The sequence below is a fragment of the Ilumatobacteraceae bacterium genome (genome assembly GCA_033344875.1).
Classification (GTDB): Bacteria; Actinomycetota; Acidimicrobiia; order Acidimicrobiales; family Ilumatobacteraceae; genus Ilumatobacter.
Genome location: JAWPMO010000001.1, coordinates 1442633 through 1468624 on the forward strand (window position 1 = coordinate 1442633; position 25992 = coordinate 1468624).

Sequence of the window (25992 nt, forward strand, 5' to 3'; positions counted from 1 at the left end):
CGCGCCGTCCGGCGATCAGCCGTTGGCGGTGGTCGGGTCGATCACCTTGCCGATCTCGGTCACGGTGGTCGCCGGGAACCCGCTGCGCTCCGCATGCTCCTCGATGTAGGCCACGCTGTCGGCGACGTACACGCAGACGGTCTTGTCGCTCGCGACGTAGCTGTGCTCCCACTGGATGCCCTTCCCCTCCGACTGCATGGCGCTGAGGACGCCATTCGATTGGGCCGCCGCCCCCTTCAGCGCTTCTCGGTCGGCGGAACCGATCTCGGGAATCGCACGCTCGATGAGGTACCGGTTCATGGTTGCTCCTTTGATGATGGGGACGCCAACACTAGTGCATTTGTGAAACTCCGAATACCTGCGAGTCGTCGGGCGGTGGGTGCGGTCAGCCCACCGGTGACACCCCTCGATGTTCCTCCGTCACACCACGATCCGTCGGCGACCGGGTGCTTCGTCGATCGGCGCGGCGTACTGCCGATAGATCTCGAAGTACGCAGGATCGAGGTCCGGCGAGACGTAGTCATGGACATAGTCGATCCAGTCCGCATCCCATTCGGGCGGAACCCGGCCGCGCACAGCGCCGAACGCCGGTTCGTCACGGTGACGCCAGATGATCGCACGCATCTCGCGGCTGATCGTCTCGCGAGCGTTTCGATACCCGAAGTCGGACGGATTCGCCTCCTGCGCGGCGACGAAACGGACCAACAACGTCTCCAGCAGTTCCTCGTCACAATGGTCGTCGTGGGCGATCCCGTGTTCCCGTTTCAGCAGCGCGACGTGGAGGTTCTTGTCAGACCGAGCGCCGGGCCGAACACTGGCTTGGCCGGAAGCCAGTTCGGGGTACCGCTCACAGAGAATCCGCTGCGTGATGTTGTACGGGAGCACGGAGCACGGAGCATGCATGTGGATGGTCGCTCCGAGTTCGCGGAACATCGCCGACCATTCGGCGAGCGCACGAGGCGATGCCATGTCGTAGTACTGCTGCCATGGAGTTTCGCGGTGCGCCTCACCGAGTCCACCTCCGAAATACAGGTGTCGGGGCACGTGCATCAGGCTCGGCATGATCCGGTCGGCGAGCATGCCCTCGGGCCGCGGAATCGAATGGGTGACCAACGCCATCGGCAGATCCGCCGGTGATGCTCCGGCCGTGACGAGTCGGGGCTCCGAACCCAGCTCGCGGGCCAACCCGAGGAGCAACCGGGAGTCCTTGCCACCGCCGAACGCGAGCACCGCTTCGTCACCGCCGGTCGACAGTTCCAGGTCGATCGACCGGGCGCGGACATCGATGTCGATGCCGAACTGCGCTGCCCGCCGAACATAGAAGTCCGCAACGACCTTCGAGACCGGGTAGTCGAAACGGATACGCGCTCGGTCGTGCTCGCGCTGGAAGAGCGGTCCGCCGTTCCGAGTGAGGTAGAGCAGCGGATACACGCTGTCCCAGACCGGATGGTGTCGTATCGCGAAGTTCGTCGCGACGAACCCGAAACGGATCTCGTGCGCTTCGGGCTCTCCGGGCTGAGCACCCGCCAGGCGGGAGCGCCACCGACGCACCGGGGAGACCGTGCAGCGAAACTCGTACCGTTCCGGCGTTCGAACCGGTTCACTCACGGCGATGTCGATCATTCGCGAGACGCTAAACGATCGACGGTCGCGACCCGGGTGAGTCCGCCACCGGTCAGCACGGCGACCGTGTCGGCACCTGCTCGCGGGGTGCGGCCCGGCCGACTCCGTCGCCGTAGAGTCGGCCGGGATGGACTCCCACGACTCCCCCACCGAGGCCCCGCACGGATCGATACTGGGCAACCGGGTCACCCGCACCGAAGACCCCGGTCTGCTCACCGGCTCACGGCGCTACGTGGGCGACCTCGAACTCGACCGCCCGCTCCACGCCGTGTTCGTGCGATCCGACATCGCTCACGGCACGATCAACTCGATCGACGTCGACGAGGCCCGGTCGATGCCCGGCGTCGTCGCCGTGTGGACCGCGACCGATCTCGACGTGGCCCCGCATCACGGTTTCGCGAAGATCGACGATGCGTTCGTCCGGCCCCCGCTCGCCACCGACAAGGTGCGGTTCGTCGGCGAGGCGTACGCGGTCGTGTTCGCCGAGACACAGCGGGCGGGCGTCGACGCGGCGCAGACCGTCTGGGCCGACATCGACCCGTTGCCCGCGGTCACCGACGCCGAACAAGCGCTCGCCGACGACGCCCCGGTGCTGTTCGAGGCGCACGGGTCCAACCTCGCGGTCGGCGACAGCCCCGATGCCCCGCTCGACCTCGATGCGATCTCCGACGTCGTCGTCCGCGGGCGCTACGTCAATCAGCGCGTCGCCGTGGCGCCGATGGAACCCCACGGCATCGCCGCGGCACCGGCGGCCGACGGTCGCATCACGGTCTGGACCTCGAACCAGTTCCCGCACTACGTCCGCGCCGGTATCGCCGGCGCCACCGGCATCCCCGGTGAGCGGCTCCACCTCGTGACGCCGCAGGTCGGCGGCGGTTTCGGCGGCAAGGCCGGGATGCAGCACGAGTACACCGTCGTCGTCGCCGCCGCCGATCGGCTGGCCCGCGCCGTGAGCTGGATCCCCAGCCGGAGCGAGGATCTGATGGCGAAGGATCACAGCCGCGGCCAGGTGCAGTACGCCGAGGTCGGGTGTCGACGTGACGGCACGTTCACCGGCCTCCGGGTCCGGCTCGTCGGGGACGGCGGCGCCTATCCAGGTATCGGCGCAGCGCTGCCCGGCGGCACCCGGCGCATGTCGCACGGCACCTATGACTTCCCGGCGATCGACTTCGACGTGGCGGTCGCCACCACCAACACGCCGCCGACCGGCGCCTATCGCGGGGCGGGCCGGCCGGAGGCCACGGCGCTGCTCGAACGGCTCGTCGACCAGGCGGCTCGCGAGCTCGACATCGACCCGATCGAACTCCGCGAACGGAACCTGCTCGCCGACGACGTGTTCCCGTTCACGACACTCACCGGCAACGTGTACGACAGCGGCGACTACCGACTCCCGCTCCGCACTGCCGCCGAGGCGATCGGTTACGACGCACTCCGAGGTGAGCAGGCGGATCGCCGGGAGCGCGGCGACACGGTCCAGATGGGCATCGGCGTGGCCTCGTACGTGGAGATCACCGCCGGCGGCGGCGCTTCGGAGTGGGGCAAGCTGGAGATCCACGACGACGGATCCGCCACGATGTACTGCGGAACCCTGTCGCACGGCCAGGGCCATCAAACCGCCTACGCGATGCTGGTCAACGCACAGACCGGCATCCCGGTCGACCGCATCACGCTGGTCGACGGCGACACCGACCTCGTGCCACAGGGTGGTGGCACCGGAGGCTCACGCTCGCTGCAACTCGGTGGCTCGGCCGTGAACGAGGCGACGACCGCCGTCGTCGAGCGGGCGAAGGAGCTCGCCGCTCACGTCCTCGAGGCGGACCCCGCCGACATCGTCGTCGACACGACGACCGGCACGGTGGGCGTCGCGGGGGTCCCCGCCAACGCGCTGACGTGGGCCGACCTCGCCACCAAGGCTGCCGAGACCGACGACGGGGCACTGGTCGCCGAGACCGTGTTCGAGGGCAAGGGCGCGTCGTTCCCGTTCGGTGCCCACATCGCCGTCGCCGAAGTCGACACCGAGACCGGCGAGGCCCGACTCGTCCGACACGTCGCCGTCGACGACTGCGGCACCATCATCAACCGGTTGCTCGTCGAGGGCCAGCAGCACGGCGGCATCGCCTCGGGCGTCGGTCAGGCGCTCTACGAAGAGGTGCGGTACGACGACGACGGCAACCCGATCACGTCGAACTTCGCCGACTACGCCCTACCCTCCGCGGCCGAGATGCCGAGCTTCGAGGTCCACTCGACCGTCACCCCGTCACCGAACAACCCGCTCGGGGCCAAGGGCATCGGCGAGGCATCGACGATCGGTTCGACCCCGGCCATCCAGAACGCGGTGATCGACGCCGTCGCGCACCTCGGGGTGCGCCACATCGACATGCCGTGCACCGCCGAACGAGTGTGGCGAGCCATCGAGGAGGCCCGAGCAGGATCGCACGAACCGTGGCGTAAGCCTCCGCCGGTCTTCGCGACGTTGCCGAAGGGCCTCGAGGCAGACGCCGACGCGGCCGAAGCCGCCGACGGCATCTGATCGGTCGCCGAGCGGCTCCCTGTTCAGTGCCGAGCGCGGCAGGCCCGGTCGGAGACCGGAAAGCCGACTGGCGGGCGCCAGGAGTCGGAGTCAACCGACACGCCTCGACATGAGCCCATCCCGCCGATCTGGCACCGGCCGGTGAACGGTGGATCGCTGAGCATCGCCGTCGCCTCGGCGAACGGTACGGCCGGACTCCACAGGAACCCCTGGCCGATATCGCAACCGGCGGCCATGAGGTGTTCGAGTTGCTCGGTGGTCTCGATTCCTTCGGCGGTCGTCTGGATCCCGAGAGCGTGCGCGAGGTCGATCACCATCTGCACGATGACCGAGCTCGCCGGTTCCGTCGCGAGGCTGGCGACGAAGCTGCGGTCGATCTTCAGGTAGTCCAGCGGGAACTGACTGATCCGGCTGAGTGACGAGTACCCCGTCCCGAAGTCGTCGATCGCGATGGCGACGCCGATCGCATCGAGACGGTTCAGAGCCTGCGAGGCCACGTCGGCGTCGATGAGCGCCGTCTCGGTGATCTCGAGGCACAGGTGTCGGGTCGGCACCTCCCACTTCTTCGCCAGTCGATCGACGGCGTCGGGGAAGTCGTGATCGAGCAGCTGCCGGGTCGAGATGTTCACCGCGACGGTCAGCCCGTCACCGAGACCGAGATCGAGCCAGGAGCGCATGGCCCGGCACGACTCGTCGAGCACCATGTGTCCGAGCCGGTGGATCAGACCACTCTCCTCGGCCATCGGCACGAATCCACTCGGAGGAATCAGGCCTCGCTGAGGATGGTTCCATCGCGTGAGCGCTTCGAAGAACGTCACCTTGCCGTCATGCAACGACACCTCGGGCTGGAAGTGGACCGTCAGTTCGTCGTCGTCGAGTGCCCGGACGAGCTCATCGATCATCGCTCGACGGTGACGCTTCCGTCGTCCGACCTCGTTGTCGAACACCTCGATGCGATTCTTTCCGACGTCCTTTGCCGCATACATGGCCAGGTCCGAACGACGCAGGAGTTCCTCGGCCAGTACCCCGGGACTCGACAGCGCGACCCCGGCGCTCGCAGACACCATCACGGTCTCGGCGCCGAGATCGATGGGCTGGGCGAGTGCGTTGAGGAGTCGCTGAGCGAACGCGATCCCGGAGTCCTCGTCATCGATGTCGGGGCAGTAGACGACAAACTCGTCTCCGCCGAAGCGTGCCGCCACGCACTCGGTCGACATGACCGTCCGAAGCCTGACGCCCACGGCCGCCAGCAGGGCGTCACCACCCGCGTGTCCGATGCGGTCGTTCACGGACTTGAAGTCGTCGAGGTCGATGAACACGACCCCGATCCGGCTGCCGGACCTTTCGGCTCCGGTCAGCGCGTGCTCGAAGAGGGGCACGAAGCGTTGCCGGTTGTACAGACCGGTCAGGGAGTCGTGCCCGGCCTGGAACGCGAGGTCCTCTTCCAGCTTGCGCCGATCGGCGATGTCGAACGAGATGCCGATCGTGCCGCGGAAACCGATCTCTTCGTCGTGGATGCGTTCGAGGATCAGCTGGACCGGCACCATGCGGCCGTCCTTGTGTTGCAGCTCGACGTCGCCCTCCCAACGTCCGCTCGTCTGGGCGGCGACTCGGATTGCCTCGATCGTCGCCGCCTCGATCGGCAGGAGATGTGCCTCACTGATCGCGCGCCCGACGATCTCCGCAGGGGTTCGGCCGAGTGTCGCCTCCGAACGGGGGCTGCAGTAGACGATCGTGCCGACGTCATCAGCGACGGTGACGACCGCCGGGAGCAGATCGAGCAGTCGATCACGCAGGCGGCTGACGATCAGTTGCGCACTCACGTTCGACACATCGGCGCCGGTGACCGAGATCGCGCCGACCGAGGGATCGTCGAACAGGTTCGCGATCGACAGCTCCAGCGTGTGGCGCAGCCCGTCTTCGTCGGCGAGTCGCACGGTCACCAGCTCCCGCGCTCCCGGGGTGGTGCTCACGCGCTGGTAGGCCGAAACCAGTGCCTCCCCCTCGACCGGGTCGAGGTAGGCGGCGGGATCGAGAACGATGGAGTCACCCGTGCGCAGACCGGTCATCCGCTGCATCGGCTCGGATGCCTCGAGGACGCGGTCCTGCTCGTCGACGAGCAGCAGCAGCGGCTCGGGACCGTTGAGTTCCTGCATGGAGCGGCTGGTCTGCTCGAACCGATCGGGTCCGGTGGGCTCTCCGTCGGTGACGTCAGCGTGGGCCATGATCGCTCGACCAGCCGCCGCGTGAGCGGCATCGGCCGCGAGCACAGCCCGATCCCGTGCCGAGTTCGTCGCGCCGATCACCGGAGCATCAGGCGTGGCCGGCGCCACCTGCCCGGTCAGCAGACGCTCACTGGACGAGCGGGCGGATGTGGCGGAATCATGCGGTTCACACAGACTTCATCGGCATTTTCGGGCCCGTTCTTGAGAGGGAGACGCCGGCGTCCGACCGCCGATTCCTGCTCGCGCCGGCCCGTGATCAGGCAGTGTCGATCGCACCGTCGACGGTGTCGTCGACCCGCCGGATCGTCGTCGATCGAGCAGAACGCACGTGATTGCATCGCTGTCCCTTCCAGGGCGCTGCGACAGATCGAGGCGGACGTCATCGACGCGATCGCCGTGCCGAAGTACCGAGCCGGTCAGCTCGATTCGACGGCACGGCACCACCGCACGGCTCGGACCCGACCTCAGCCTGTCGGCTCGGTGACGACCACCGCAGTCACCATGCCGAACATGCCTTCTTCCCGTTCGACGTGGGTGAGGATGTGGCAGTGCCAGACCCAGGTCCCGATGTCTTCGGCCTTGAACAGCACGGAGTAGCGCTCGCCGGCGGCGACGTTGATCGTGTCGGCCCAGTACGGGTGGTCGAGCGGGATGCCGTCCTTGGCGTAGACGAGCTGCGGCATCTGGTGCAGGTGCATCGGATGGTCGGTCAGCCCCTCGTTGTAATAGTGCACCGCCGCCCACTGACCCTGCTCGAGCACGAGCGGCTCGGTCGCCGGGAAGCTCTTGCCGTTGAGCGACAGACCGATCACACCGGCATCGTTGAGCACCATCGGCATGTCGATCGCCGGCTCGAGATCCATCGGGATCTCCACGCCGGAGATCGTCTCCCCGTACGGGAACGGACTGTCGCCGATGATGAACGACCCGAACATGCCGTTCGGCACCGAGATCTGACTGTGGAGATGGGCGTGGTACATCCCGATCGCCGGATCGTCGGCGACGAACTCGTACGTGTACGACGTCCCCGACGAGATCGGGTCCTGCGTGAACGGCGTCACACCGTCCTGGTCGTTCGGGGTGTGGATGCCGTGCCAGTGCACGTCGGTGCCCAACGGCGTCTCGTTGTTCACGATGATCTGCACCTTGTCGCCGAGGTCGACCCGGATCTGCGGCCCGGGAACCTGGCCGTTGTACGCCCAGGCGTCGACGACGTCGCCGGGTGCCCGCTCCCACGGGACGACGGCCGCGGTCAGTTCGAACTGCTTGGTGCCGTCCGGCAGCAGCACGAAGTCGAGCGGCTGGTTGCCGCGACCTTCGGTGTCGGCGGGGAACGCCAGCATCGAGTCGATCATCATCTGATCCATCGCGGCCGCGTCCATCTCGTCGCCGTGCCCACCGGCCGAGTCGCCGTCGTGTCCGCCGGCCGAGTCGCCACCGGCTCCTTCGGTGACCGTCAACTCGACGACCATTCCCGCCGATTCGTGCCCGGCGATGTCGCAGTAGAGCTCGTAGGTGCCCGGGGAGAGTGGGCCGAGGTCCAGTGTCTCGGTGTCGCCGACACTCAGGTTGCTCGTCCGCATGGACGAGCCGCGCATGACGACGTTGTGCTCCATGGTGCCGTCGTTGGAGACCACCAGGACGACGTTGCCGGCCGGTGCGGTGAAGTTGCCGTCGATCGCGAACTCGGTCAAGCTCACGTCGATCTGGGTCGTCGGAATCGCATCGGCGGAAGCGAATCCGCCGTCATCGTTCAACACCGCGGCGATCGCCACGGCTCCGATGATCGCCACGATCGCGAAGACGATGGCCGCCAACGCGATCACGACGAAGTTGCCGACCGGCGACTCTTTCGACTCGGGAGGTGCCGGCGGCTGCGGGGCGGGTTCGGTGACGGTCATGCTCGGTACTCGCGGATGGACATGCGCACCATCCAAGGCGAACCCGGTCGGCGTTCGGAGGGCCGAAAGTCCCGAACTCGACGCCGAGGGTCCCGACGCTCACCGCTTCGTCCGTCTAGCGGATCACGGCGACCGGAGCGTGGCTGTGCGCTGCCGTCTCGGCACTCGTCGAGCCGAGAAGAAGCTCGGAGAACCCTCCCCGTCCACGACGGCCGACCACGACCAGGTCGGTGTCACGAGACGCCTCGATCATGGCGAACCCACCCGTCCCCCTCGCGACGTCGGCGGTGATCGTCACACCATCGGGGATCGGGCCGACGGCAGCGACCACGCGGTCCGCCACCCGCTGAGCAGCCTCGTCCATCGCGGTGAGATCGGCCGACGCCGGGTGGTACATCCCGACCGCGAGCGGCGGAAGGTACCAGGCATGGACGGCACGCACCTCCTCGACGCCCGGCAGGTTCGCGGCCCACTGCAGGGCTCGAACCGACGGGCTGTCTTCGGGGTCGTCGAAGTCGTCGACGCCGACCACCACGCGACGTGGCGGTGCGGTCGGTTCGTCTCCCCGAACCACCACGACCGGTTGCTCGGTGTGGTGCAGCACGTAGTTCGCCGTGGAGCCGAGCATCAGCGACAGCCGACTGTTACCACGGTGGCCGACGACGATCAGATCGGCGTCCTCGCCCTCGTCGACCAGGGCGCGTCCGGCGTGACCACGGCGGGCGACCCCGACCAGCCGAGGGTCGTCCAGCTTGACGACCAGCTCGTCGAGTCCCTGCTTCGACAGCTGCTCGATCTCGTCGATGTCGACGGCGAGCACCATGTCGTATCCCGTCATCAGCGGGATCTCCCAGGCGTGGACGACGACGATGCGGTCGTCGGGCCCGGCGATCGACCTCGCCCAGGTGAGCGCCTGTTGGGATTCTTGACTGGCGTCGACGCCGACCACCACGGTACGGGGGTCACTCATCATGGACTCCTTTCACTCCACTTCGATGGTGCGCACGAACCGTGGCCCTGGTGAAGTGCCGAAGGTCCGTTTTCACCGTGCTGGTTGACGCACGGCTCGTCGACGGCGAGAGTGAATGCACCGGGGGCACGATGGCAACGGTGCAGACCAGGCATCTCACGAAGCGGTACGGCAGCGAGGAGGTGGTGCGCGACGTCGACCTCGACATCGCCACCGGCGAACTGTTCGTGCTCGTCGGCCCGTCGGGCTGCGGCAAGACCTCGCTGCTTCGCATCATCGCCGGCCTGGAGGCACCCTCGAGCGGCGTCGTCCTGGTCGACGGTGTCGAGGTCGCCGACGACCACCGGAACACCCCGGTGGTCGCGATGATGTTCCAGGAGGCGGCGCTCTATCCACATCTCGACGTTCGGGCGAACATCGGATTCCCCCTGAAGATCGCGGGCGAGCGGTCATCGGTCATCGACCGATCGGTGCGCTCGATCGCTTCGATGTTGGGGATTCGGTCACTCCTGACACGCCGCCCCGCTCAGATCTCGGGTGGACAGCGACAGCGGGTCGCGATGGCCCGGTCGTTGATCCGACGTCCCGAGGTCCTGCTCATGGACGAACCGATGTCCAACCTCGACGCGAAGCTGCGCGGCGAACTCCGAGCGACGATCGGTCATCTCCACGGGGCCAGCGAGATGACGATGGTCTACGTGACCCACGACCAGGTCGAGGCGATGGCGCTCGCCGACCGGTTGGCGGTGATGCGCCGTGGCCGGCTCATCCAGATCGGCACGCCGAGCGAGGTCTTCGACCGTCCCGTCGACGCGTTCGTGGCCACCTTCATCGGGGTCCCGTCGATGAACCTGTTCCACGGTCGGCTGGCGGGCGACGCTGACGGTCCGTTCCTCCGGGTCGGCGACGACCGGCTCGGTCTCGCCCGTTCGCGCTGGGCTGCGCTCGACATCGCCGAGGAACGGGACGTGGTCGTCGGCGTGCGACCGCGGTCGTTCCGATTCTCCGACGACGGACTCATCGTCGATGTGGAACGCGTCGAGACGGTCGCCGAGCGGTGCACCGTCACCGCCACGTTGCTCGCCCGACCGGTGACGATCGCCGATGACGGTGTCGTGACCGGCGCCGGGCGGAGCACGGTCACGATCGACGCCAAGGTGACCGACGACGTCGGCCGGGGTCGCTGGCAGGCGTCGCGGCTCACCGTGGATGCCGACGACATCCACCTCTTCGACCACCTGACCGGTCGGTCGCTCGCTGCAACCGTCGACCGGGGCATGGACCGTCAGATCGCTCGCGCGACGACGTAGTGGACGCCGATCGCGTCGGAGTACTGGTCGTTGCCCGGCAGGTAGGGCTGGGCCTCGGTCACCTCGATCGGTGTCCACACCCCCTCGTCCGACAGCGTGTCGATGACCGACCGACACTCGCGCTCGTCCCACAGGTCTTCGCGCTGGGTCACGACGACCACGCCTCCGGGGGCGACGACTCGGGCGAACTCGCGCCACGCCGCCTCCACGCCGGGCACGTAGGTCATCACGCCCACACAGATCAGACCGGCGAACGAGCCGTCGTCGAACCCGAGCGGCTGTTGGAGGTCGGCGGCCCGGGTCGCGCTGTACGCGCCGGTGCGATCGGCCAGCTCCAGCGAGGCTGCCGACACGTCGATGCCGACGAGTTCGCCCTCGTGACCCGCTCGCCGGAGCGCACGACCGACGAGGCCGGTGCCGCACCCGGCATCGAGCACGCGGGACGGGTTCGGCCCGTGCTCCAAGAGCATGCGAGCGGCGACGTCCGGTGCCTCGTAGGACCAATCGACCAGGTCGTCGTCGTAGCGACCCGCCCAGTCGTCGTAGAAACGTGTGACGTCGTCGACGTCGGCGCTGCCGCGCAGCAACCAGTCGCCGTCGTCGTCTCGGGTGTCGGCTCCTGGCTCGTTCATGCCATCCGTTGTAGCAGGATGCGACTCAGGATTCGACGGCGACCTCGGGCGCGACCTCGTCGTCGGCCTCGGCGGTCGATGCCGCCCCGCCCCTCCGGCGATACGCCCATGCGCCGACCGCTGCCAGCAGCAGGCCGACCACCAGCCCGAATCGCGGTGCGCTGTCGACGGTGGGGATCTGGTTCTGCATCCAGTTCTGGATGCGGATCGCGTTGTCGTACACGGGGTCGTCGCCGACAACGCCGTTGAGCACCCGGATCTCGAACCAGCCGTAGTAGGCGACGTAGGCACCGGCGATCACGAGCAGCACCCCGGCGATCTTGTTCACGCGGGGCAGCAGCGACCGGAACTTGGCGACGACGCCCTGCTTTGCGAGCGCGACGGCCAAGGTCAGGATGCCGATGATGATGCCCATGCCGAGGCCGTACAGCACGAACACGAACACCCCCGACACGTAGCTGCCCTTGCCGAACGTCTGCGACGTGACGACGAGGAACGGGCCGATCGTGCACGACAGCGAGGCCACGGCGTACGACACGCCGAACAAGTACATCGAGAACATCGTGCCGTCGGCCCCGCCCTTGTTGAGCTTGGGGATGTTGAGGATCAACTGTCGACCGGTCAGCAGATAGATGCCGAGCCCGATCAAACCGAACCCGATGACGATCGTCGCCCACGGCAGGTGCTCCTCGATTCCGTCGAACACCTTGGTGATGACGGCGCCGAACAGCGCGAACACGGTGACGAACCCGGCGGTGAGCACGGCGGACACCTTGAGTGCCTGCATGATCGCCTTGGCCGGGCTGGGACGCTCGTCACCGTCGTCGAGACCGACGAACGCCGACAGGTACGCCGGGAGCAGCGCGAAGCCACACGGGTTGACGGTCGCCACCATGCCGGTGGTGAGTGCGAGGGCGAAAGGTCCACTGAACACGTTGGGAGAACACGCTACGTCGGCGGCCGCATTCCGGGGCCGCGTCAGCGCGAAACAACCCGTGAACTCCGACGGGAGCGGATCGGGAAGCAGTTGCCGCCCAACCGGGTTCCGGCGGGTATGCGCCACTCCCTGATCGGTCTCGCCGGCATCTTCGTGGTCGCCGCGTGCGGCGCCGGCGACGACACCGTCGCCCCTCCCCCCACCGCGACGAACGAGGCACCGGGCGTCACATCGGAGCCGACCGCCGACGACGAGTCGCCCGAACCGGAGATCGTGCCGTTCGAGATCGTGCCGTCGTCGCCGGTCGACGTCACCGTGAGCGGTCTGACGATGCACCGAGAGCGGACCGTGCCCGATGGCGCACCGACCCCGCTGGTCGAGTTCGACGAGATCCGCAGCGGTGGCCCGCCACCCGACGGTATCCCCCCGGTCGACGAGCCGAAGTTCCTGAACGTCGGCGATGTCGACTTCCTCGCCGACAACGAACCGGTGCTCGCACTCGAGATCGACGGTGATGCCAGGGCCTACCCGGTGCAGATCATGACCTGGCACGAGATCGCCAACGACACCGTCGGCGGCGTGCCGGTCGCCGTCTCGTACTGCCCGCTCTGCAACTCGGCGGTCGCCTACGACCGACGGCTCGACGACCGGGTCCTCGATTTCGGCACCTCCGGGCTGCTGTACAACTCGGCGCTGGTGATGTACGACCGACAGACCGAGACGCTGTGGAGCCACTTCACCGGCGAGGGCATCATCGGCGAGTTGACGGGCACCGACCTCGACGTGTTCCCGCTCGCGACCGTCTCGTGGCAGACGTTCCGCGAGGCGAACCCGGACGGACTCGTACTCAGTCGCGACACCGGCTTCTCGCGCGACTACGGACGCAACCCCTACCCCGGCTACGACGACGTCGACGGCGTGCCGTTCCTGTTCGAGGGGGAGGTCGACGGTCGGTACACCGCGCTGACCCGCATCGTCGGCGTGGAAGACGGCGCGGCCGCGGTCGGCATCCCGCTCGCCGACCTGCGCGATGCGGAGGTGGTCACCGGGTCGATCGACGGACGCCCGCTCATGGCGTGGTGGGCCTCCGGCACCGCATCGGCGTTGGAGAGCTCGGCGATCGTCGACGGCGTCGACGTCGGGGCGACCGGCGTGTTCGTTCCGGTGGTCGACGGGACCCCGCTGACGTTCTCGGCGGTGGGCGACGGCACCTTCACCGATGCCGAGACCGGTTCGACGTGGAACCTGCTCGGCGAGGCCGTCGCCGGTGACCTGTCCGGTTCACGGCTCGAGCCCTACGTCCACGTCGACACGTTCTGGTTCGCCTGGTCGACGTTCCGCCCCGACACCGAGATCGTCACGGGATGAGGATCGTCACCGTCCGCGACCTGCTGCCCGCCTCCGACCGCGCAGCGGCACTTCAGGTGGCCGTGATGCTCGCGGCCACCGCCGGTGCGGCGTGGCTGCCCCGGCGCGAGCGAGCGCTCGTGCTGCTCGCGGTCGGTGTCGGGATGGTCGTGCTCGGCCTGATGGCGATGCGCACGCTGCACTGACGCGGATCACCGGGTCGGTCAGCCGGCCATCGCAGCGACGGTCTCGGCGAGAATGTCCGGGCTGGTCGCGAGGTTGATGCGGGCGTGTCCGAGACCTTGCGGGCCGAACTGCGGACCGGGGCTCAGCGCGACGCCGCGCGCCGCGAACGTCTCGGCCGGGTCGTCGCCGAGGCCGAGGGGGCGGCAATCGAGCCATGCCAGGTACGTGGCCGGGGGCGGTTCGTACACGACGCCGGGTAGGTGCTGCGCGAGCAGGTCGGTCAACGAACGGCGGTTCTCGTCGACGACCCCGACCACGGAGTCGAGCCAGTCGCCGCCGTCGGTCCACGCGGCCACGGTCGCCGTGACCGCCATCACGTTCGGGGCTCCGAGGTAGTGGCCGGGAAGTGATCGCAGCGCGGCGTGCATGCGGTCGCTGCCGGCGTGCAGCACCGCCCACCGCAACCCGGCGAGGTTGAACGCCTTCGACGCCGACGTGACGGTGACCGTGCGGACCGACACCTCGCCGCCGAGCGACTCGAACGGGATGTGCGTCTCCCCCGGCATGGTCAGGTCGGCATGGATCTCGTCGGAGATCACCGTCAGGTCGAAGCGCGCCGCGATCTCCGCGATCCGTTCGAGCTCGGCACGTTCGAACACGTGGCCGAGCGGGTTGTGCGGGTGGCACAGGATCCACATCGTCGCGCCCGTGTCGGTCGAGGCCAGCCGTCGTTCGAGGTCGTCGTAGTCGAATGCACCGTCGTGCCGGGTCACCGACACCAGCCGACGCTCCATCTCGCCGATCGTGTCGATGAACGGGTGGTAGGCCGGCATGTGCAGCACCACGCCGTCGCCGGGTGCCGAGAGGTGGTGCACCGCGCTGCGGACGCCCTGGATGACGTCGATCATGTCGTGCACCCGGTCGGGGCGCGCCTCCCACCCGAAGCGTTCGGCCATGCGAGGCACGAACAACTTCGCGGCCGGCGACTTCGCGAACGGGCCGCCCCAGTTCGGGTAGCCGAACTCGTTGCCGTCGAGCACCTGCTGGAGCGCCGCGGTGATCGCCGGAGCGACGGGGAAGTCCATGTCGGCGACCCACGCCGCGAAGCGGACGTCGTGTGCGCCCCACTTGGCTCCACGTTTGGTGCGGAGCCGTTCGACGTCGAGAGAACGAAGCCCGAAGCGGTCGTCGTCGGCCGAGCCGGTCATCGGCTCGACCCCGAGGATGCCCCGAACGGAAAGTGACGCATCGACCGATCATGCCAGGCGGCTACCTTGGCGTGCGTGCCCGAGCCCCTCGCCCCCGTCACGCTGACCGGAGCGCACGTGCGACTCGAGCCGCTGTCGCTCGATCACGCCGAACCACTGGCGGCGGCTGCTGCCGTCGATCGTTCGACGTTCGAGCTGACGTGGGTTCCCGACAGCGGCGATGCCGCCCGCAGCTACATCGCCGGGCTGCTCGACGATCACGCCGCCGCCCGTGTGCTGCCGTTCGCCCAGCGGCGACTCGACACGGACGAAGTCGTCGGCTGCACCCGGTATCTCGATCCACACTGGTGGCGGGGCCGACCCGAGCCCGACGAGATCGAGATCGGGGGCACGTGGCTCGGAGCGAACGCGCAACGGACGGCCGTCAACACCGAGGCCAAGTTCCTGCTGCTCGAGTACGCGTTCGAAGAACTCGACGTGTGGCGGGTCGCGATCTGCACCGACGCCCGCAACCAGCGCAGTCGCGACGCGATTCTCCGGATCGGTGCATCGTTCGAGGGGCTGCTGCGCAACCACCGGCTGCGGGCCGACACCGACGCACCGTCGCCGCGGCAGACGGCGGTGTACTCGATCGTCGGCGACGAGTGGCCCGACGTGAAGCGGTCGCTCGAACGGCGGTTGGGCCGATGAAGGCGCTGGTGGTGATCGCCCACCCGTGCGACGACAGCTTCTCCCACGCCGCGGCCGAGCGTGCCGTGACCGGCTTGACCGCCGCCGGACACCAGGTCGACACGATCGACCTGTACGCCGAGGGGTACCGCACGGCGATGTCGTACGAGGAGCGGGTGGCGTACCACGGTGACGACCCCGTCCTCGATCCACAGGTCGCCCGGCACATCGAACTCCTGCAGGGCTCACAGATCCTCGTGTTCGTGTACCCCACGTGGTGGAGCGGCCTGCCGGCGATCCTCAAGGGGTGGCTCGAACGGACGATGGTGCCCGGCGTCGGGTTCCGGTTCGACGAGAAGTCGGGCAAGGTGAAGCCGGGGTTGACGCACGTGAAGCGCATCGTCGGGATCAGCACGTACGGGTCGCCGCGCGTTGCGGTGCGGCTCGTCAACGACAACGGCCGACGCACGCTCACCCGCACGGTGCGGTTGTCGAGCGGCATCCGCACCCGCACGGAGTGGTTCGGGTTGTACGGCATGGACACCGCGAGCGCCGGCGACCGCACCGCGTTCCTGGCCCGCATCGAACAGCGATTGGCGGGCGTCTGATGCGCGTCCTCGCGGTCTACTGCCATCCGGACCCCGAGTCGTTCGTCGCCGCGGCACGCGACCGTGCGCTCGCCGGTCTCCGGTCGGCCGGACACGACGTCCGGTTCACCGACCTGTACGCCGACGGATTCGACCCGACGATGACCGCCGACGAACGCCGCACCCACAAGGAACCGGGCGTCGCTCCGGAATTGCAGCAGTACGCCGACGACCTCGCGTGGGCGGAGGCCCTGGTGCTGATCTATCCGACCTGGATGAGCGGCCAGCCGGCGATGCTCAAGGGCTGGATCGACCGGGTGTGGGTGGCGGGCGTGGCGTGGGAGATGCGCGACGGCGACCGGACGCCGACCCCGAAACTGCGCAACCTCCGGCGACTCGTGGTGGTCACCACGCACGGTTCGTCGAAGCTGATCAACTCGCTGCAGGGCGAGAGCGGCAAACGGACGGTCACCCGATCGATCCGGGCGATGTGTGCACGGCGGGCCCGCACCACCTGGTGCGCTTTCTACGGCGTCGACACTCGCGACGAGGCCGACAGGTCGGAGTTCCTCGACCGAGTCGAGTCGACGCTCGCCGGCCTCTGACCGACGGCGACCAGGCCGGCGTCAGGCGGCGGACGACACGGCGACGGCGATCTCCGTCGCGACGCGGGCGTTGTTCTCCGCGAGCGCCAGGTTCGCGGGCACGCTCCGGCCGTCGGTCGCCTCGGCGATGCGGCCGAGCACGAACGGGGTGACCTTCGCGCCGGTGATCCCGGCGGTGTCGCAGTCGATCAGGGCTTCGTCGAGCACACGGTCGAGCTCGACCGGGTCGAGTTCGTCGGCGACCGGGATCGGCACGCCGACGAGCACGCCGGCGCGGTCGCGGGTGCGGTTCACCAGGACACCGGCGACCTCGTCGGCGGTCTCCACGCGGTGCGGCACGGGGAGGCCGGACGACCTGGTGTAGAACGCGGGGAAGTCGTCGTGCTGCCAGCCGAGCACGGGAACGCCGACCGTCTCGAGATACTCGAGCGTGCGAGCCAGGTCGAGGAAGGCCTTGGCCCCTGCGCAGACGGTGATCACGGCGTGGTGCGCCATCGCATCGAGATCGGCGCTGATGTCGCCGGTCGTCTCCGATCCACGGTGCACGCCGCCGATGCCGCCGGTGGCGAAGACCGACACGCCGACCGCGGCCGACAGGGCGAGCGAGGCGGAGACGGTCGTCGCACCGAACTCCCACCGCTGCGCGACCGCCACGGCGAGGTCGCGTTCGGCGACCTTGCGGGCGGCCCCGAGGATCCGCTCGTGCTCGTTCGGGTCGAGCCCGACGCGGGCCACACCGTCGAGGACGGCGGTGATCGCCGGTACCGCTCCCCCGTCGCGGATGACGCCGATGCACCGGTCGAGCGCCTCGGCGTTGGCGGGCGACGGCAGGCCGAGGTTCGAGAAGATGGTCGATTCGAGGGCGACGACCGGACGGCCGTCGGCGAGGGCGGCGGCGACCTCGTCGGACACCTGAGGAGTGATCATGAGGCCAGTCTGCCAGCGGTCAGGCCCGGACGAACCGGGTGACGCATTCGACGTGATGTGTGTGCGGGAACAGGTCGAGGACCTCGGTGCCGTCGTGTCGGTAGCCCTGCCGGGCGAGCAGGTCGGCGTCGCGTGCGAGCGCAACGGGGTCGCAGCTGACGAGCACCAACACGTCGGGGTCGGCGGCGACCATCGCTGCGGTGCCGGGTCGGCCCAGACCGGACCGAGCCGGATCGGCGATCGCGACGTCGATCGTCAGACCGTGCCCCGGTCGCCAGGTGCTGACCTCGCTCTGTTCGATCCGGGCGTCGCGTCCCTCCAGGTTCACCCTGCAGTCCTCGACCGCGGCGCGGGAGGTCTCGACCGTGATCACCTTCGCCGTGGGCGGTGCGCAGGTCACGGCGAACAGTCCGACGCCGGCATAGGCGTCGAGCACGGTCGCGGCCGTCGCCAGCTCGGGAGCGGCGCGCCCGACGGCGTCGACCAACAGTTCGGCGGCAGCCGGGCCGCTCTGGAAGAACGAGCCGGCCGACACCTGCAGGTCGTGGCCGGCGACCCGCTCGACGAGGAAGGCGTTGGCGCCGGTGTAGACCGTCCGGGCCAGCCCGTGCACCTCGCCCTTGCGCTTGTCCCAGCGGGCGGTGATCTGACCGGTCGCTTCCGACACCCGGAGCGAGACCTCGAGTTCGGGGGTGATGCGGATCGCCTCGATCACCCGCTCCAAGGTGGGGTGGGCGATGAGGCATCCGGAGGCCGGGACCGTGTCGTGGGAGCGATCCTGGCGGTACGACGCCCGCCCGTCGGGGCCACCGACGACCCGGATGGTCGTGCGGTACCCGTCGGCCGGGACCGAGCGACCGAGGGTGAGCGTCGGCGAGTCGAGCTTGCCGGTACGGCGGAGTGCGTCGCGCACGATCTCCATCTTCGCCGGGAGCTGGGCCGCGACGGCGAGGTGTTGCCAGTCGCAGCCGCCGCAGCCTTCCCGCCGGCGCACGCACGGCGGTTCGACGCGGTCGGGCGAGGGGGCGTGCACCTCGGTGACGACACCTCGCGACCACTCGCCCTTCTGTTCGACGATCTGCACCGACACGTCGTCGCCCGGCGCACCGCCCCGGACGAACACGACGCGGCCGGTGTCGTCGTGGCCGAGCACCTCGCCGCCGGCGATGAACCGCTCCGGCGAGACGCGCAAGGTCGGGAACTGGTCGTCGGGCACGGCTGGAGGCTAGCGAGAGTTCGCGGACGAGTCCGGCAGCCGCCCGTTTAGAGTGGGGGCATGGAACCCACCGAGTGGTACTGGGATCTCGAGCGCAACGTCGCCGTGCCCGCCGAGCAGCGCGGACCGGGCGACCACATGCTCGGGCCGTACCGCACCAAGGGCGAGGCCGAGAACTGGAAGGCCACGTCCGAGGCGCGCAACGACGCCTGGGACGATGCCGACGAGGAGTGGGAGCAAGCGGGCACCGACCCCGACGACCGACGCGGTTAGGTTCTGGTCTCGTGGCCCGACCGATCCAGATCGCACCTTCCGTCCTGCCAGCCGACTTCTCCAAACTGGGTGAGGAGGTCGCCGCGCTCGAAGCAGCGGGCGTCGATCTGATCCAGTGGGACGTGATGGACGGCCAGTTCGTGCCGAACCTCACGTTCGGTCCCGACGTGATCAAGTCGGCCCGCCAGCACTGCACCGTGCCGTTCGAGGCGCACCTGATGGTGTACACCCCCGACGTGATGGCGCAGGAGTACGTCGACGCCGGCTGTTCCCGTCTGATCGTGCACGCCGAGGCCTGCACGCATCTCCATCGCACGCTCGGCAACATCAACTCGATGGGTGCCAGGGCCGCGGTCGCGCTGAACCCGGCCACGCCCGCCTCGGCGGTCGAGCACGTGCTCGATCTCGTCGATCTGGTGCTCGTGATGACCGTCAACCCGGGCTTCGGCGGCCAGGCCTACATCCCGACGATGGAACCGAAAATCGCCGAGATCAGGGCGATGATCGACGCCGCCGGCCTCGCCGACGAGGTCAATCTCGAAGTCGACGGTGGGATCGGCCCATCGACGATCGAGGGAGCTGCTGCGGCCGGCGCCAACATCCTGATCGCCGGGAGCGCGCTCTACCGCGACCCCGAGGGCCTGGAGCACGCCGTGACCGAGCTGCGCGCCCTCGCCGAAGCCGCCGCCCCCTGACGCTCGGCGCCGCTCGGTCGCGGCTCCCATTTGAGCCGGCCGAACGCTGCATCACCGCCGTCTGCACGGCCGCATCGAGAGCCGTCACCGCTGCCGTTGGTACTCTCACGGGTTCGAATGGTCGGACCGACGCGGTCGGGGAAGCAGGTTACGGAACGATGGACTCGACGGGTGGCGCACTCGAGGCAACGCTGAATCTCCAGCGAAGGGCGGCCATCGTGGAGGGCGGCGCCGTCGATCATGCCGGCAAGGTCCGCGTGGGCCGCATGGCCGACTTCGACATGGGGCGGACGATCTTCGGCGGCCTCACGGGCGTCGCACGCAAGTTCATGTTCGAGAAGCTCGTCAGGGAGCCGGTGTGGTCCGACGCGTCGGCCGCTGCGATCGAGGCGGCCTACGCGGCCCTCGAATCGGATCAACCGGCGCCGCCGGTCGACCAGCGGTTGATCGACTTCATGATCGAGGAGTGCGACTTCAGCATGGAGCACGCCGACGGCACGTTCCTCGAGCACCTGCTGTTCTGCCACGACTACGCGGCTCGTCACTATCCCGAGCATTCGCCGAACGTGGCATTGCTCCATTCGATCCTGGGCACCGCGACGAACACGTTCGCGATGGACGCCGCCAAGATCCCGAAGCTGAAGGCATTGCTCACCGAGTTCGAAGCGCTCCACGTCGAGACGTTCCCGTCGATCCTCCGGCTCCTGTACGACAACAGCCTGCTCGACGACCTCGAGGCGAACGCACATCGACTCGACCGACTCGAGGCTCTCCATTGCCACCGCGTGATCGACAACGAACCGCTCACGATCGCCGCCGACGACGTCTGGATCAACTTGAACTATCACCTGATGCACTTCGTCGATTTCATGCCGGCGGCGAACTGGTCGACACATCGGGCCGACCCGCTCCTCCAGATGTTCGAGCGGCTCTCCGAACTGTTGGACCGAGCCGGGCAACGCCAAGCTCACGTCGAGGTCTCGTTCCCCGATGCGAAGACCGCACCGGTCGACGAGGACCGCACGCTGTTCGGTCGGATCACCGACCTCCTCCCGGCAGCCGTCACGCTCAAGCTCGCCCGCAAGTCGATCCAGGACTACTCCGAGCTGGCCGGCCACGACCTGAGCTACCGACTCGACTGGACCACCTGACGCGGGCGTGCACCATGCCGCCGCGTCAGGTGGCCCAGTCCGATCGATGCCCCGGAGTCCGACCCCAACGGGTGGACGAACTCCACTAATTCTCAGTACGACCCTCGTCTGCTGCCATCACGTGGCCCCTTGGGGAGCCTCCATCCCGAACTCTTCGCCGGATCTCGAGTGGGCGCCGCCACGAATCGCGTGAGCGAAGTGTGCGACCCAGATCCGGCGTTCGGGGACGCGGCTCGCCAGAGAGCGACGAGCATTATGGGACGGTTCGCCGATCGCGTACGTGCCGATCACGCGCGGGTGGCACCTTCGCCGCCGACGCGCGATATGTGCTTCTCCGGGTTGTCATCAGCAGCCTCGGCTTTCCTCGGGCCCTTCTGTGGGCGATGCCATGGCTACCGTGTCCGGTGTGAGCGTTGCTGCCGCTGGACCGGGAACTGATGACCGCTGCGGAGCGTCCAACCCGCTGTGAGAAGGTCGGTTGGGCTTGTTGCGGTCGTCCTGGCGACGGCTTCGTGTGGGAGCAGCCCTGACTTGGGTCTGTCGACGGTGCCGGAGTCGTCGGTCGCCCAGGTGACTTCAAGCACGACGGCGCCTTCGACGGTGCCGGAGGTCGGCGAGCCAGCGAGTTCGACCACGGTGGCAGAGGTCGAGGGCCTTGCGCCAGGAGTTGAGTGTGATCCCGATCTCAGCGAGTTCGTCGATGCGCAGTTCGCGTTCGTCGGAACGGTGATTGATGTTCGCGGCGAGGTGCAGCCCTGGGACGTAGATCCGGAGAATCCGGACCGGCCCGACGATCCACAGCTAACGCGTTGGGTGACCTTCGATGTCACCGGCTGGTACACCGTCGATTGGGGAACCGAGTTCAGTGTGTGGATGCCGGTCCACGATGCCGAACCGGGTGATCGTCTTGCCGTGGGCGGCGATGCGCGGTACGTGTCCATCGACGGCTTCAGCGGGCAGTCAGGCGAGGTCGAGTTCTGCACCCCTGCTCCGGAGCCGACAGCGGAGTCGCTGGCAGCCTGGAACGAGTTCTTCGGGCCGCCGATCGAGGCGGGGGCTGCGATGCCGGAAGGCGATCCGGACCCGGCCCACCTCGCAGCGATCGACGAGGCGGAGGCAGCGTGGAACGCCGTGGCGGGAGACTCGTACTCGTACGTGTTCTCGATGTTCGACCGCAACCGGTCTGCCTGCGCAACGCCGACGCAGCGCGTCGTAGTCACGGCTGCTGGCGTCGAGGCGACCAGTCTCGATGCACCGAAGTTCTCATGTGAGTCGGCTGCACGTGCGGTTCCGACGATTCCTGAGCTGTTTGCGCTGGCCCGCCAAGTCGCTGGAGCCACCGATTTCGACTTCCGGAGCAATCTCGACAGCGGCATCGTCATGAGCTTCTACGCCTCGGACCGCAGCGTTGAGGTTCAGGTCAACGTCCGCCGGTATTCCGCGTCGACCGCACCGACGGTCGCGGGCTGGGAGGCGGTCGGCGTCGCGGCTGACGCAGCGGCCGCGACCTGGGCAACCGCTCCCGATGATCGGATCACGCGGATCCAGATCGGCGGAGGTGAGCGCGCCAGGTACGACCTGACGACGACCGAGGTCGGCGGCCGCGTGGTCGAGGTCCGTAACGGTGCCGAGCCGATCGACCCCACCACTCTCGATCAGCCGTGGAGCCCCTACACGATCGACGGTGTCTTCGCTCTGCTCGACGAACTCGACGGACAGGGTCACGTCGTCGCTGTCTTCGACCCGGTCACAGGTGCTCCCTCGGATCTCTACTTCGACCCGATGCCCGACGCCATCGACGACGAACTGAGCCTCCAAGTCGCCGTGGCAAGTCTCGGTGCGTCCGACACCTCACCTGTCGTCTCCCCGGCGGAACAAGCATTGCTCGAGGCAGGGGCTGACATCACCGTGTTCCCTGGCGACCTGTCCGATCCGCGGCTGGGCAACCTCTGTGGCGTCGACGTCGTCAACTTCGACGCTGACACGTCCAACCTCGCTTCGATCATCGACTGCCTTTCCGAACATGCCGATCGCAGCGTCGGTGCATCGGCGGTGCTCACCACCTACACGATCGAAGGCGACCCGATCGTGTCGCTGTGGCTCGTCGACACGGACGAGGCATCCATCTTCACCGACAGCTCGCAGGACAGCTTCGCCGGAGGCCCGTTCGCATGGTCACGGCTCGACTGCGCCATCAACCTCCCCCTCCCGAGACCTGTCTCCGAGTTCCCAGACCCATACGCCACCTTCGACTGCTGAGCGACACGCATGACGGCGACGAAGTAGACGCCGTTCGTGTCCGGCGGCAGCGGGTACCCGACCGCTCAGAACAACGCCCTGCGAGGCCCCGAAACCCACGCGCTATCCGGCAAACTGCTCACGGTCGGGTGTCCCATATCGCTCCGACAGGTTGCTCGGACGACCGTGGCCTATGTGCCGGTGGTGGGCACCCCATTATCGCCGCCCGGGAATCACTATCGGATTGAAGGAGCCGCGTCACAACACGGCCCAAGCGCGACACGCGATAGTCCGCGTCAGCGACTGACTCCCACGGGCTCTGCCTCGCAGACCCGACTACGCGGACTGAGGCGACGCCCAGCGCGTCGGCCCTGCCGAGCGGTCGGTCGACGTCGAGCGGTTGGGCACGTTGGTCGAGTTCGTCAGCGGTCAGGTCGTCGACGTGGTCGTCCATGTCGGCGAACATGACTGAGGGATGTCGCAGCGGCGACGCACCGCGCGCGAGCCTGAAACGTATGAGCGACGAACTACCGGGCCAGGAGCTGCTCTTCATCTCGGCTCGCGTGCAGTCGGTCGGCGAGCTGTACGCACGCATCATGGCGAAGTTCGAACTCGGGGCACTCATCGACGGACCGACCCTGAGAGCATGGCTGATGACCGCCTGGGCCGACGCTCGAGTGGTGATTGCATTCCTCACGAACCGCAGTTCGGGCGGCAAGTACAAGAACCAGCGGGTCGCGATCTTCATGGCGGGGTGGAAGCCACCGGACAAGCAGCTCAGAAGGCGACTGGACGACCACCACGAGACGGCTACGCACCACGTCGCTCACCTGTTCCAGCAGACCGATGTGTCGGGGGGCTTCGACTACCAGATGCCCTACGACATCGTCGACGCCGTTGATTCGCTCGTCGCCGAGATGGATGAGCGAGGCGACGATCTCGCAGATCAGGCCGCGTCGCTACGAAGCGCTGCGATCCGTGCGCGAGCATGTCTCGACGACCCGATTCAGTGGGCGCAGCTTGCGGACATCGTCTCGCTGGAGTCGCTCGCCGAGCAGCTCGGGCTCGACCGGTCCGCTGGGTCGCACCCGCAGCTGCGTCGGGCGCTCGCACTTCGGTCGATCCCCCGGAGCAGCTGATCTCCGTCGAGGCTCAGCTACGCAAGTCCACACATCGCCATTGCTGACGATCGAATGCGAAGGGTCTACCTTCCACTCCCAGGATCACGCCACCCAATCGGCCGGCCACCGGCACCTGCACATTTCGGCGCACAGAATCTCGATCGCCACGTCTGCAACCGCGCCACAGAACGGCCCAAGTCGCGCACCGCACTTTCACCGGCATAACGATCCAGCCGAGCACCCGATATTCACGTGAGCGAGACGGCAGCACCTCGGCTGACAACCTCAGTCTGCTCTATCTCATCTGCCCGACGAGATCGGAAACCCTGTCACACCCTTTCGTCAGGATGGGTGGCATGAAGGATCCGGTGCTCTCCCAGGCGTTGGCGGCGCTCGATGGCGCCGACATCGCGGCGAGCGACGACGCCGGGTGCGCTGCGCTGCTGGCGTCGATCACCAAGGTGCAGGGGTGGCTCTCGTCGACCGAGGCCCGGGTGACGTCCCGCATGCGAGAGCTGCACGCCACCTCGGGGTGCATGCCTGCTTCCGATCGGCACACGATCGAAGGTGGGGTGTCGTCGGCAGAGGGCAAGCGCAAGGAGCGTCGTTCCGAGGCGATCGACGACGTCCCGTCGTTCGGCGAGGCGCTGGCCGACGGCCAGATCGGCGCCGAGCACGTCGACGCGCTGGCCAACGCCTCGGCCAAGCTCGACGACGAGGTGAAGGCGCGGCTGTTCGAGGACGAAGACGAACTGCTGGCCGAGGCGGCGTCGATGTCGCCCGAACGGTTCGGTCGCTCCGTTCGTGAGCGGGCACGCCGGCTCGAACGCGATCAGGGCCTCGAGCGCAACCGCCGCCAGCGACGCGACACCTACCTCTCCCGCAAGCTCAACGGCGCGACCGGCATGATCGAAGGGCGGTTCGCCTTCCACCCCGAGCTCGCCAACCAGATCTTCGGCGCGGTCGACCTCGAGGTCGCTGCCATGGTGGCCGAGGGCGAGCAGCGGGCCGATCCCGAGTTCGCCGACCGTCGTGTCGATCGCAACCGGCTCGCCGCCGAGGCGCTCGGGCGCTTGGTCGGCGGCGGCCACCAGCAGATTCGACCAGCCGAAGCCGACATCACGGCGATCGTCGACGTCACCACCGCCGAAACCGGCGAGCTCCACGACCACAGCGTCTGCGAAACCGACGATGGCGCCGCACTGCCGCCGGCCAGCGTGCTCCGGCTCCTGTGCAACGGGCGGGTCACCCCGATCTACGTCGATGCCGACGGCAACCCGCTCGCCGTCGGCCACACCACTCGACACGCCAACCGAGCCCAACGCCAAGCACTGCGAGCGTTGTACCGCACGTGCGGCTTCGGCGAGTGCGACACGCCGTTCGCACGATGCGAGATCCACCACGTCCTGCCGTGGCAGCTCGGCGGGCCGACCGATCTGGCGAATCTGATCCCGGTCTGCAGTCGCCACCACCACGTCATCCACGATCACGGATTGATCCTCGATCTGCTCCCCGACCGAACGTTGACCGTGGCTCGCCCGGATGGCACGGCGGTCTTCACGTCCGAACCCGACGTGCCATCGCGACGATCCACTCGATCGCGGCGACGAAGGACCGCAGCGTGATGCGCGCTCACCGCTC

General features: G+C 68.1%; 23 protein-coding genes. 13 read left to right on the top strand and 10 right to left on the bottom strand.

What is annotated here, in order from left to right; all coding sequences use genetic code 11:
- Positions 1-15: 15 nt before the first annotated feature.
- Positions 16-300: a DUF4242 domain-containing protein gene (locus R8G01_06845; GenBank protein MDW3213692.1), complete on the bottom strand. Its 285-nt coding sequence runs from the start codon at positions 298-300 to the stop codon at positions 16-18.
- A gap of 120 nt (positions 301-420) precedes the next feature.
- The gene (locus tag R8G01_06850; GenBank protein ID MDW3213693.1) at positions 421-1623 is read right to left on the bottom strand and encodes a hypothetical protein; all 1203 of its coding nucleotides are present in this window, start codon (positions 1621-1623) and stop codon (positions 421-423) included.
- A gap of 127 nt (positions 1624-1750) precedes the next feature.
- Between R8G01_06850 and R8G01_06855 the strand changes: the two genes are divergently transcribed.
- On the top strand, positions 1751-4153 hold the full coding sequence (locus tag R8G01_06855; protein MDW3213694.1) for a xanthine dehydrogenase family protein molybdopterin-binding subunit: 2403 nt from the start codon (positions 1751-1753) through the stop codon (positions 4151-4153).
- A 23-nt stretch (positions 4154-4176) separates the two neighbouring features.
- Here the strand turns inward: R8G01_06855 and R8G01_06860 are convergent, their stop codons facing one another.
- From R8G01_06860 to R8G01_06870, 3 genes are all read right to left on the bottom strand, one after another.
- Positions 4177-6378, bottom strand: coding sequence for an EAL domain-containing protein (locus R8G01_06860; protein ID MDW3213695.1), 2202 nt, complete (start codon positions 6376-6378; stop codon positions 4177-4179).
- Positions 6379-6842: 464 nt separating this feature from the next.
- On the bottom strand, positions 6843-8279 hold the full coding sequence (locus tag R8G01_06865) for a multicopper oxidase domain-containing protein (protein MDW3213696.1): 1437 nt from the start codon (positions 8277-8279) through the stop codon (positions 6843-6845).
- Positions 8280-8394: 115 nt separating this feature from the next.
- Positions 8395-9249, bottom strand: coding sequence for a universal stress protein (locus R8G01_06870; GenBank protein MDW3213697.1), 855 nt, complete (start codon positions 9247-9249; stop codon positions 8395-8397).
- A gap of 140 nt (positions 9250-9389) precedes the next feature.
- Here R8G01_06870 and R8G01_06875 point away from each other — a divergent pair, with 140 nt between their 5' ends.
- A complete protein-coding gene (locus R8G01_06875) occupies positions 9390-10559 on the top strand; it encodes an ABC transporter ATP-binding protein (protein ID MDW3213698.1) in 1170 nt (389 codons plus the stop codon).
- On the opposite strand, the gene R8G01_06880 is transcribed toward R8G01_06875, so the two are convergent.
- Both R8G01_06880 and R8G01_06885 read right to left on the bottom strand, forming a co-directional pair.
- Positions 10535-11191, bottom strand: coding sequence for a class I SAM-dependent methyltransferase (locus R8G01_06880; protein ID MDW3213699.1), 657 nt, complete (start codon positions 11189-11191; stop codon positions 10535-10537). The two genes, R8G01_06875 and R8G01_06880, sit on opposite strands and share 25 nt — an antisense overlap.
- 25 nt (positions 11192-11216) lie before the next feature.
- Entirely contained in the window at positions 11217-12125 is a 909-nt protein-coding gene (locus R8G01_06885) for a cytochrome c biogenesis CcdA family protein (protein MDW3213700.1), read from the bottom strand.
- 120 nt (positions 12126-12245) lie between these two features.
- Between R8G01_06885 and R8G01_06890 the strand changes: the two genes are divergently transcribed.
- Both R8G01_06890 and R8G01_06895 read left to right on the top strand, forming a co-directional pair.
- Positions 12246-13496: a DUF3179 domain-containing protein gene (locus R8G01_06890; protein ID MDW3213701.1), complete on the top strand. Its 1251-nt coding sequence runs from the start codon at positions 12246-12248 to the stop codon at positions 13494-13496.
- Positions 13493-13681: a hypothetical protein gene (locus R8G01_06895; GenBank protein MDW3213702.1), complete on the top strand. Its 189-nt coding sequence runs from the start codon at positions 13493-13495 to the stop codon at positions 13679-13681. The genes R8G01_06890 and R8G01_06895 overlap by 4 nt, the downstream gene beginning before the upstream one ends.
- An 18-nt stretch (positions 13682-13699) precedes the next feature.
- Here R8G01_06895 and R8G01_06900 read toward each other — a convergent pair whose 3' ends face one another.
- Complete coding sequence (locus R8G01_06900; GenBank protein ID MDW3213703.1) at positions 13700-14869, bottom strand: aminotransferase class I/II-fold pyridoxal phosphate-dependent enzyme; 1170 nt, start codon at positions 14867-14869, stop codon at positions 13700-13702.
- A 75-nt stretch (positions 14870-14944) separates the two neighbouring features.
- Between R8G01_06900 and R8G01_06905 the strand changes: the two genes are divergently transcribed.
- The 3 genes from R8G01_06905 to R8G01_06915 are packed head-to-tail and all read left to right on the top strand — an operon-like array spanning position 14945 to position 16730.
- Positions 14945-15559 (top strand): GNAT family protein, encoded by a 615-nt coding sequence (locus tag R8G01_06905; protein ID MDW3213704.1) that lies wholly within the window; start codon positions 14945-14947, stop codon positions 15557-15559.
- Positions 15556-16146 (top strand): NAD(P)H-dependent oxidoreductase, encoded by a 591-nt coding sequence (locus tag R8G01_06910; protein MDW3213705.1) that lies wholly within the window; start codon positions 15556-15558, stop codon positions 16144-16146. The genes R8G01_06905 and R8G01_06910 overlap by 4 nt, the downstream gene beginning before the upstream one ends.
- The gene (locus R8G01_06915) at positions 16146-16730 is read left to right on the top strand and encodes an NAD(P)H-dependent oxidoreductase (GenBank protein MDW3213706.1); all 585 of its coding nucleotides are present in this window, start codon (positions 16146-16148) and stop codon (positions 16728-16730) included. Before R8G01_06910 ends, R8G01_06915 begins: the two co-directional genes overlap by 1 nt.
- Before the next feature lie 21 nt (positions 16731-16751).
- Here R8G01_06915 and R8G01_06920 read toward each other — a convergent pair whose 3' ends face one another.
- Positions 16752-17657, bottom strand: coding sequence for a pseudouridine-5'-phosphate glycosidase (locus R8G01_06920; protein ID MDW3213707.1), 906 nt, complete (start codon positions 17655-17657; stop codon positions 16752-16754).
- 19 nt (positions 17658-17676) lie between these two features.
- Positions 17677-18873 carry a TRAM domain-containing protein gene (locus R8G01_06925; protein MDW3213708.1) on the bottom strand — a complete coding sequence of 399 codons (1197 nt, stop codon included), beginning with the start codon at positions 18871-18873 and terminating at the stop codon, positions 17677-17679.
- 60 nt (positions 18874-18933) lie between these two features.
- Between R8G01_06925 and R8G01_06930 the strand changes: the two genes are divergently transcribed.
- From R8G01_06930 to R8G01_06955, 6 genes are all read left to right on the top strand, one after another.
- Complete coding sequence (locus tag R8G01_06930) at positions 18934-19146, top strand: hypothetical protein (protein MDW3213709.1); 213 nt, start codon at positions 18934-18936, stop codon at positions 19144-19146.
- Positions 19147-19157: 11 nt separating this feature from the next.
- Positions 19158-19841 (top strand): ribulose-phosphate 3-epimerase, encoded by a 684-nt coding sequence (rpe, locus tag R8G01_06935; GenBank protein MDW3213710.1) that lies wholly within the window; start codon positions 19158-19160, stop codon positions 19839-19841.
- A 158-nt stretch (positions 19842-19999) separates the two neighbouring features.
- Positions 20000-20992, top strand: a complete 993-nt coding sequence (locus R8G01_06940) for a hypothetical protein (GenBank protein MDW3213711.1) — start codon at positions 20000-20002, stop codon at positions 20990-20992.
- Between the two features lie 813 nt (positions 20993-21805).
- Positions 21806-23251 carry a hypothetical protein gene (locus tag R8G01_06945; GenBank protein ID MDW3213712.1) on the top strand — a complete coding sequence of 482 codons (1446 nt, stop codon included), beginning with the start codon at positions 21806-21808 and terminating at the stop codon, positions 23249-23251.
- 494 nt (positions 23252-23745) lie between these two features.
- The gene (locus R8G01_06950; protein MDW3213713.1) at positions 23746-24369 is read left to right on the top strand and encodes a hypothetical protein; all 624 of its coding nucleotides are present in this window, start codon (positions 23746-23748) and stop codon (positions 24367-24369) included.
- A gap of 338 nt (positions 24370-24707) precedes the next feature.
- A complete protein-coding gene (locus R8G01_06955; protein ID MDW3213714.1) occupies positions 24708-25976 on the top strand; it encodes a DUF222 domain-containing protein in 1269 nt (422 codons plus the stop codon).
- Positions 25977-25992 lie beyond the last annotated feature (16 nt).

Excerpts from the sequence above, each read along its gene's own strand:
- R8G01_06845 (MDW3213692.1), bottom strand. The coding sequence starts at position 300 with ATGAACCGGTACCTCATCGAGCGTGCGATTCCCGAGATCGGTTCCGCC.
- R8G01_06850 (MDW3213693.1), bottom strand. The coding sequence starts at position 1,623 with ATGATCGACATCGCCGTGAGTGAACCGGTTCGAACGCCGGAACGGTAC.
- R8G01_06855 (MDW3213694.1), top strand. The coding sequence starts at position 1,751 with ATGGACTCCCACGACTCCCCCACCGAGGCCCCGCACGGATCGATACTG.
- R8G01_06860 (MDW3213695.1), bottom strand. The coding sequence starts at position 6,378 with ATGGCCCACGCTGACGTCACCGACGGAGAGCCCACCGGACCCGATCGG.
- R8G01_06865 (MDW3213696.1), bottom strand. The coding sequence starts at position 8,279 with ATGACCGTCACCGAACCCGCCCCGCAGCCGCCGGCACCTCCCGAGTCG.
- R8G01_06870 (MDW3213697.1), bottom strand. The coding sequence starts at position 9,249 with ATGAGTGACCCCCGTACCGTGGTGGTCGGCGTCGACGCCAGTCAAGAA.
- R8G01_06880 (MDW3213699.1), bottom strand. The coding sequence starts at position 11,191 with ATGAACGAGCCAGGAGCCGACACCCGAGACGACGACGGCGACTGGTTG.
- R8G01_06890 (MDW3213701.1), top strand. The coding sequence starts at position 12,246 with ATGCGCCACTCCCTGATCGGTCTCGCCGGCATCTTCGTGGTCGCCGCG.
- R8G01_06895 (MDW3213702.1), top strand. The coding sequence starts at position 13,493 with ATGAGGATCGTCACCGTCCGCGACCTGCTGCCCGCCTCCGACCGCGCA.
- R8G01_06900 (MDW3213703.1), bottom strand. The coding sequence starts at position 14,869 with ATGACCGGCTCGGCCGACGACGACCGCTTCGGGCTTCGTTCTCTCGAC.
- R8G01_06910 (MDW3213705.1), top strand. The coding sequence starts at position 15,556 with ATGAAGGCGCTGGTGGTGATCGCCCACCCGTGCGACGACAGCTTCTCC.
- R8G01_06915 (MDW3213706.1), top strand. The coding sequence starts at position 16,146 with ATGCGCGTCCTCGCGGTCTACTGCCATCCGGACCCCGAGTCGTTCGTC.
- R8G01_06920 (MDW3213707.1), bottom strand. The coding sequence starts at position 17,657 with ATGATCACTCCTCAGGTGTCCGACGAGGTCGCCGCCGCCCTCGCCGAC.
- R8G01_06930 (MDW3213709.1), top strand. The coding sequence starts at position 18,934 with ATGGAACCCACCGAGTGGTACTGGGATCTCGAGCGCAACGTCGCCGTG.
- R8G01_06940 (MDW3213711.1), top strand. The coding sequence starts at position 20,000 with ATGGACTCGACGGGTGGCGCACTCGAGGCAACGCTGAATCTCCAGCGA.
- R8G01_06950 (MDW3213713.1), top strand. The coding sequence starts at position 23,746 with ATGAGCGACGAACTACCGGGCCAGGAGCTGCTCTTCATCTCGGCTCGC.
- R8G01_06955 (MDW3213714.1), top strand. The coding sequence starts at position 24,708 with ATGAAGGATCCGGTGCTCTCCCAGGCGTTGGCGGCGCTCGATGGCGCC.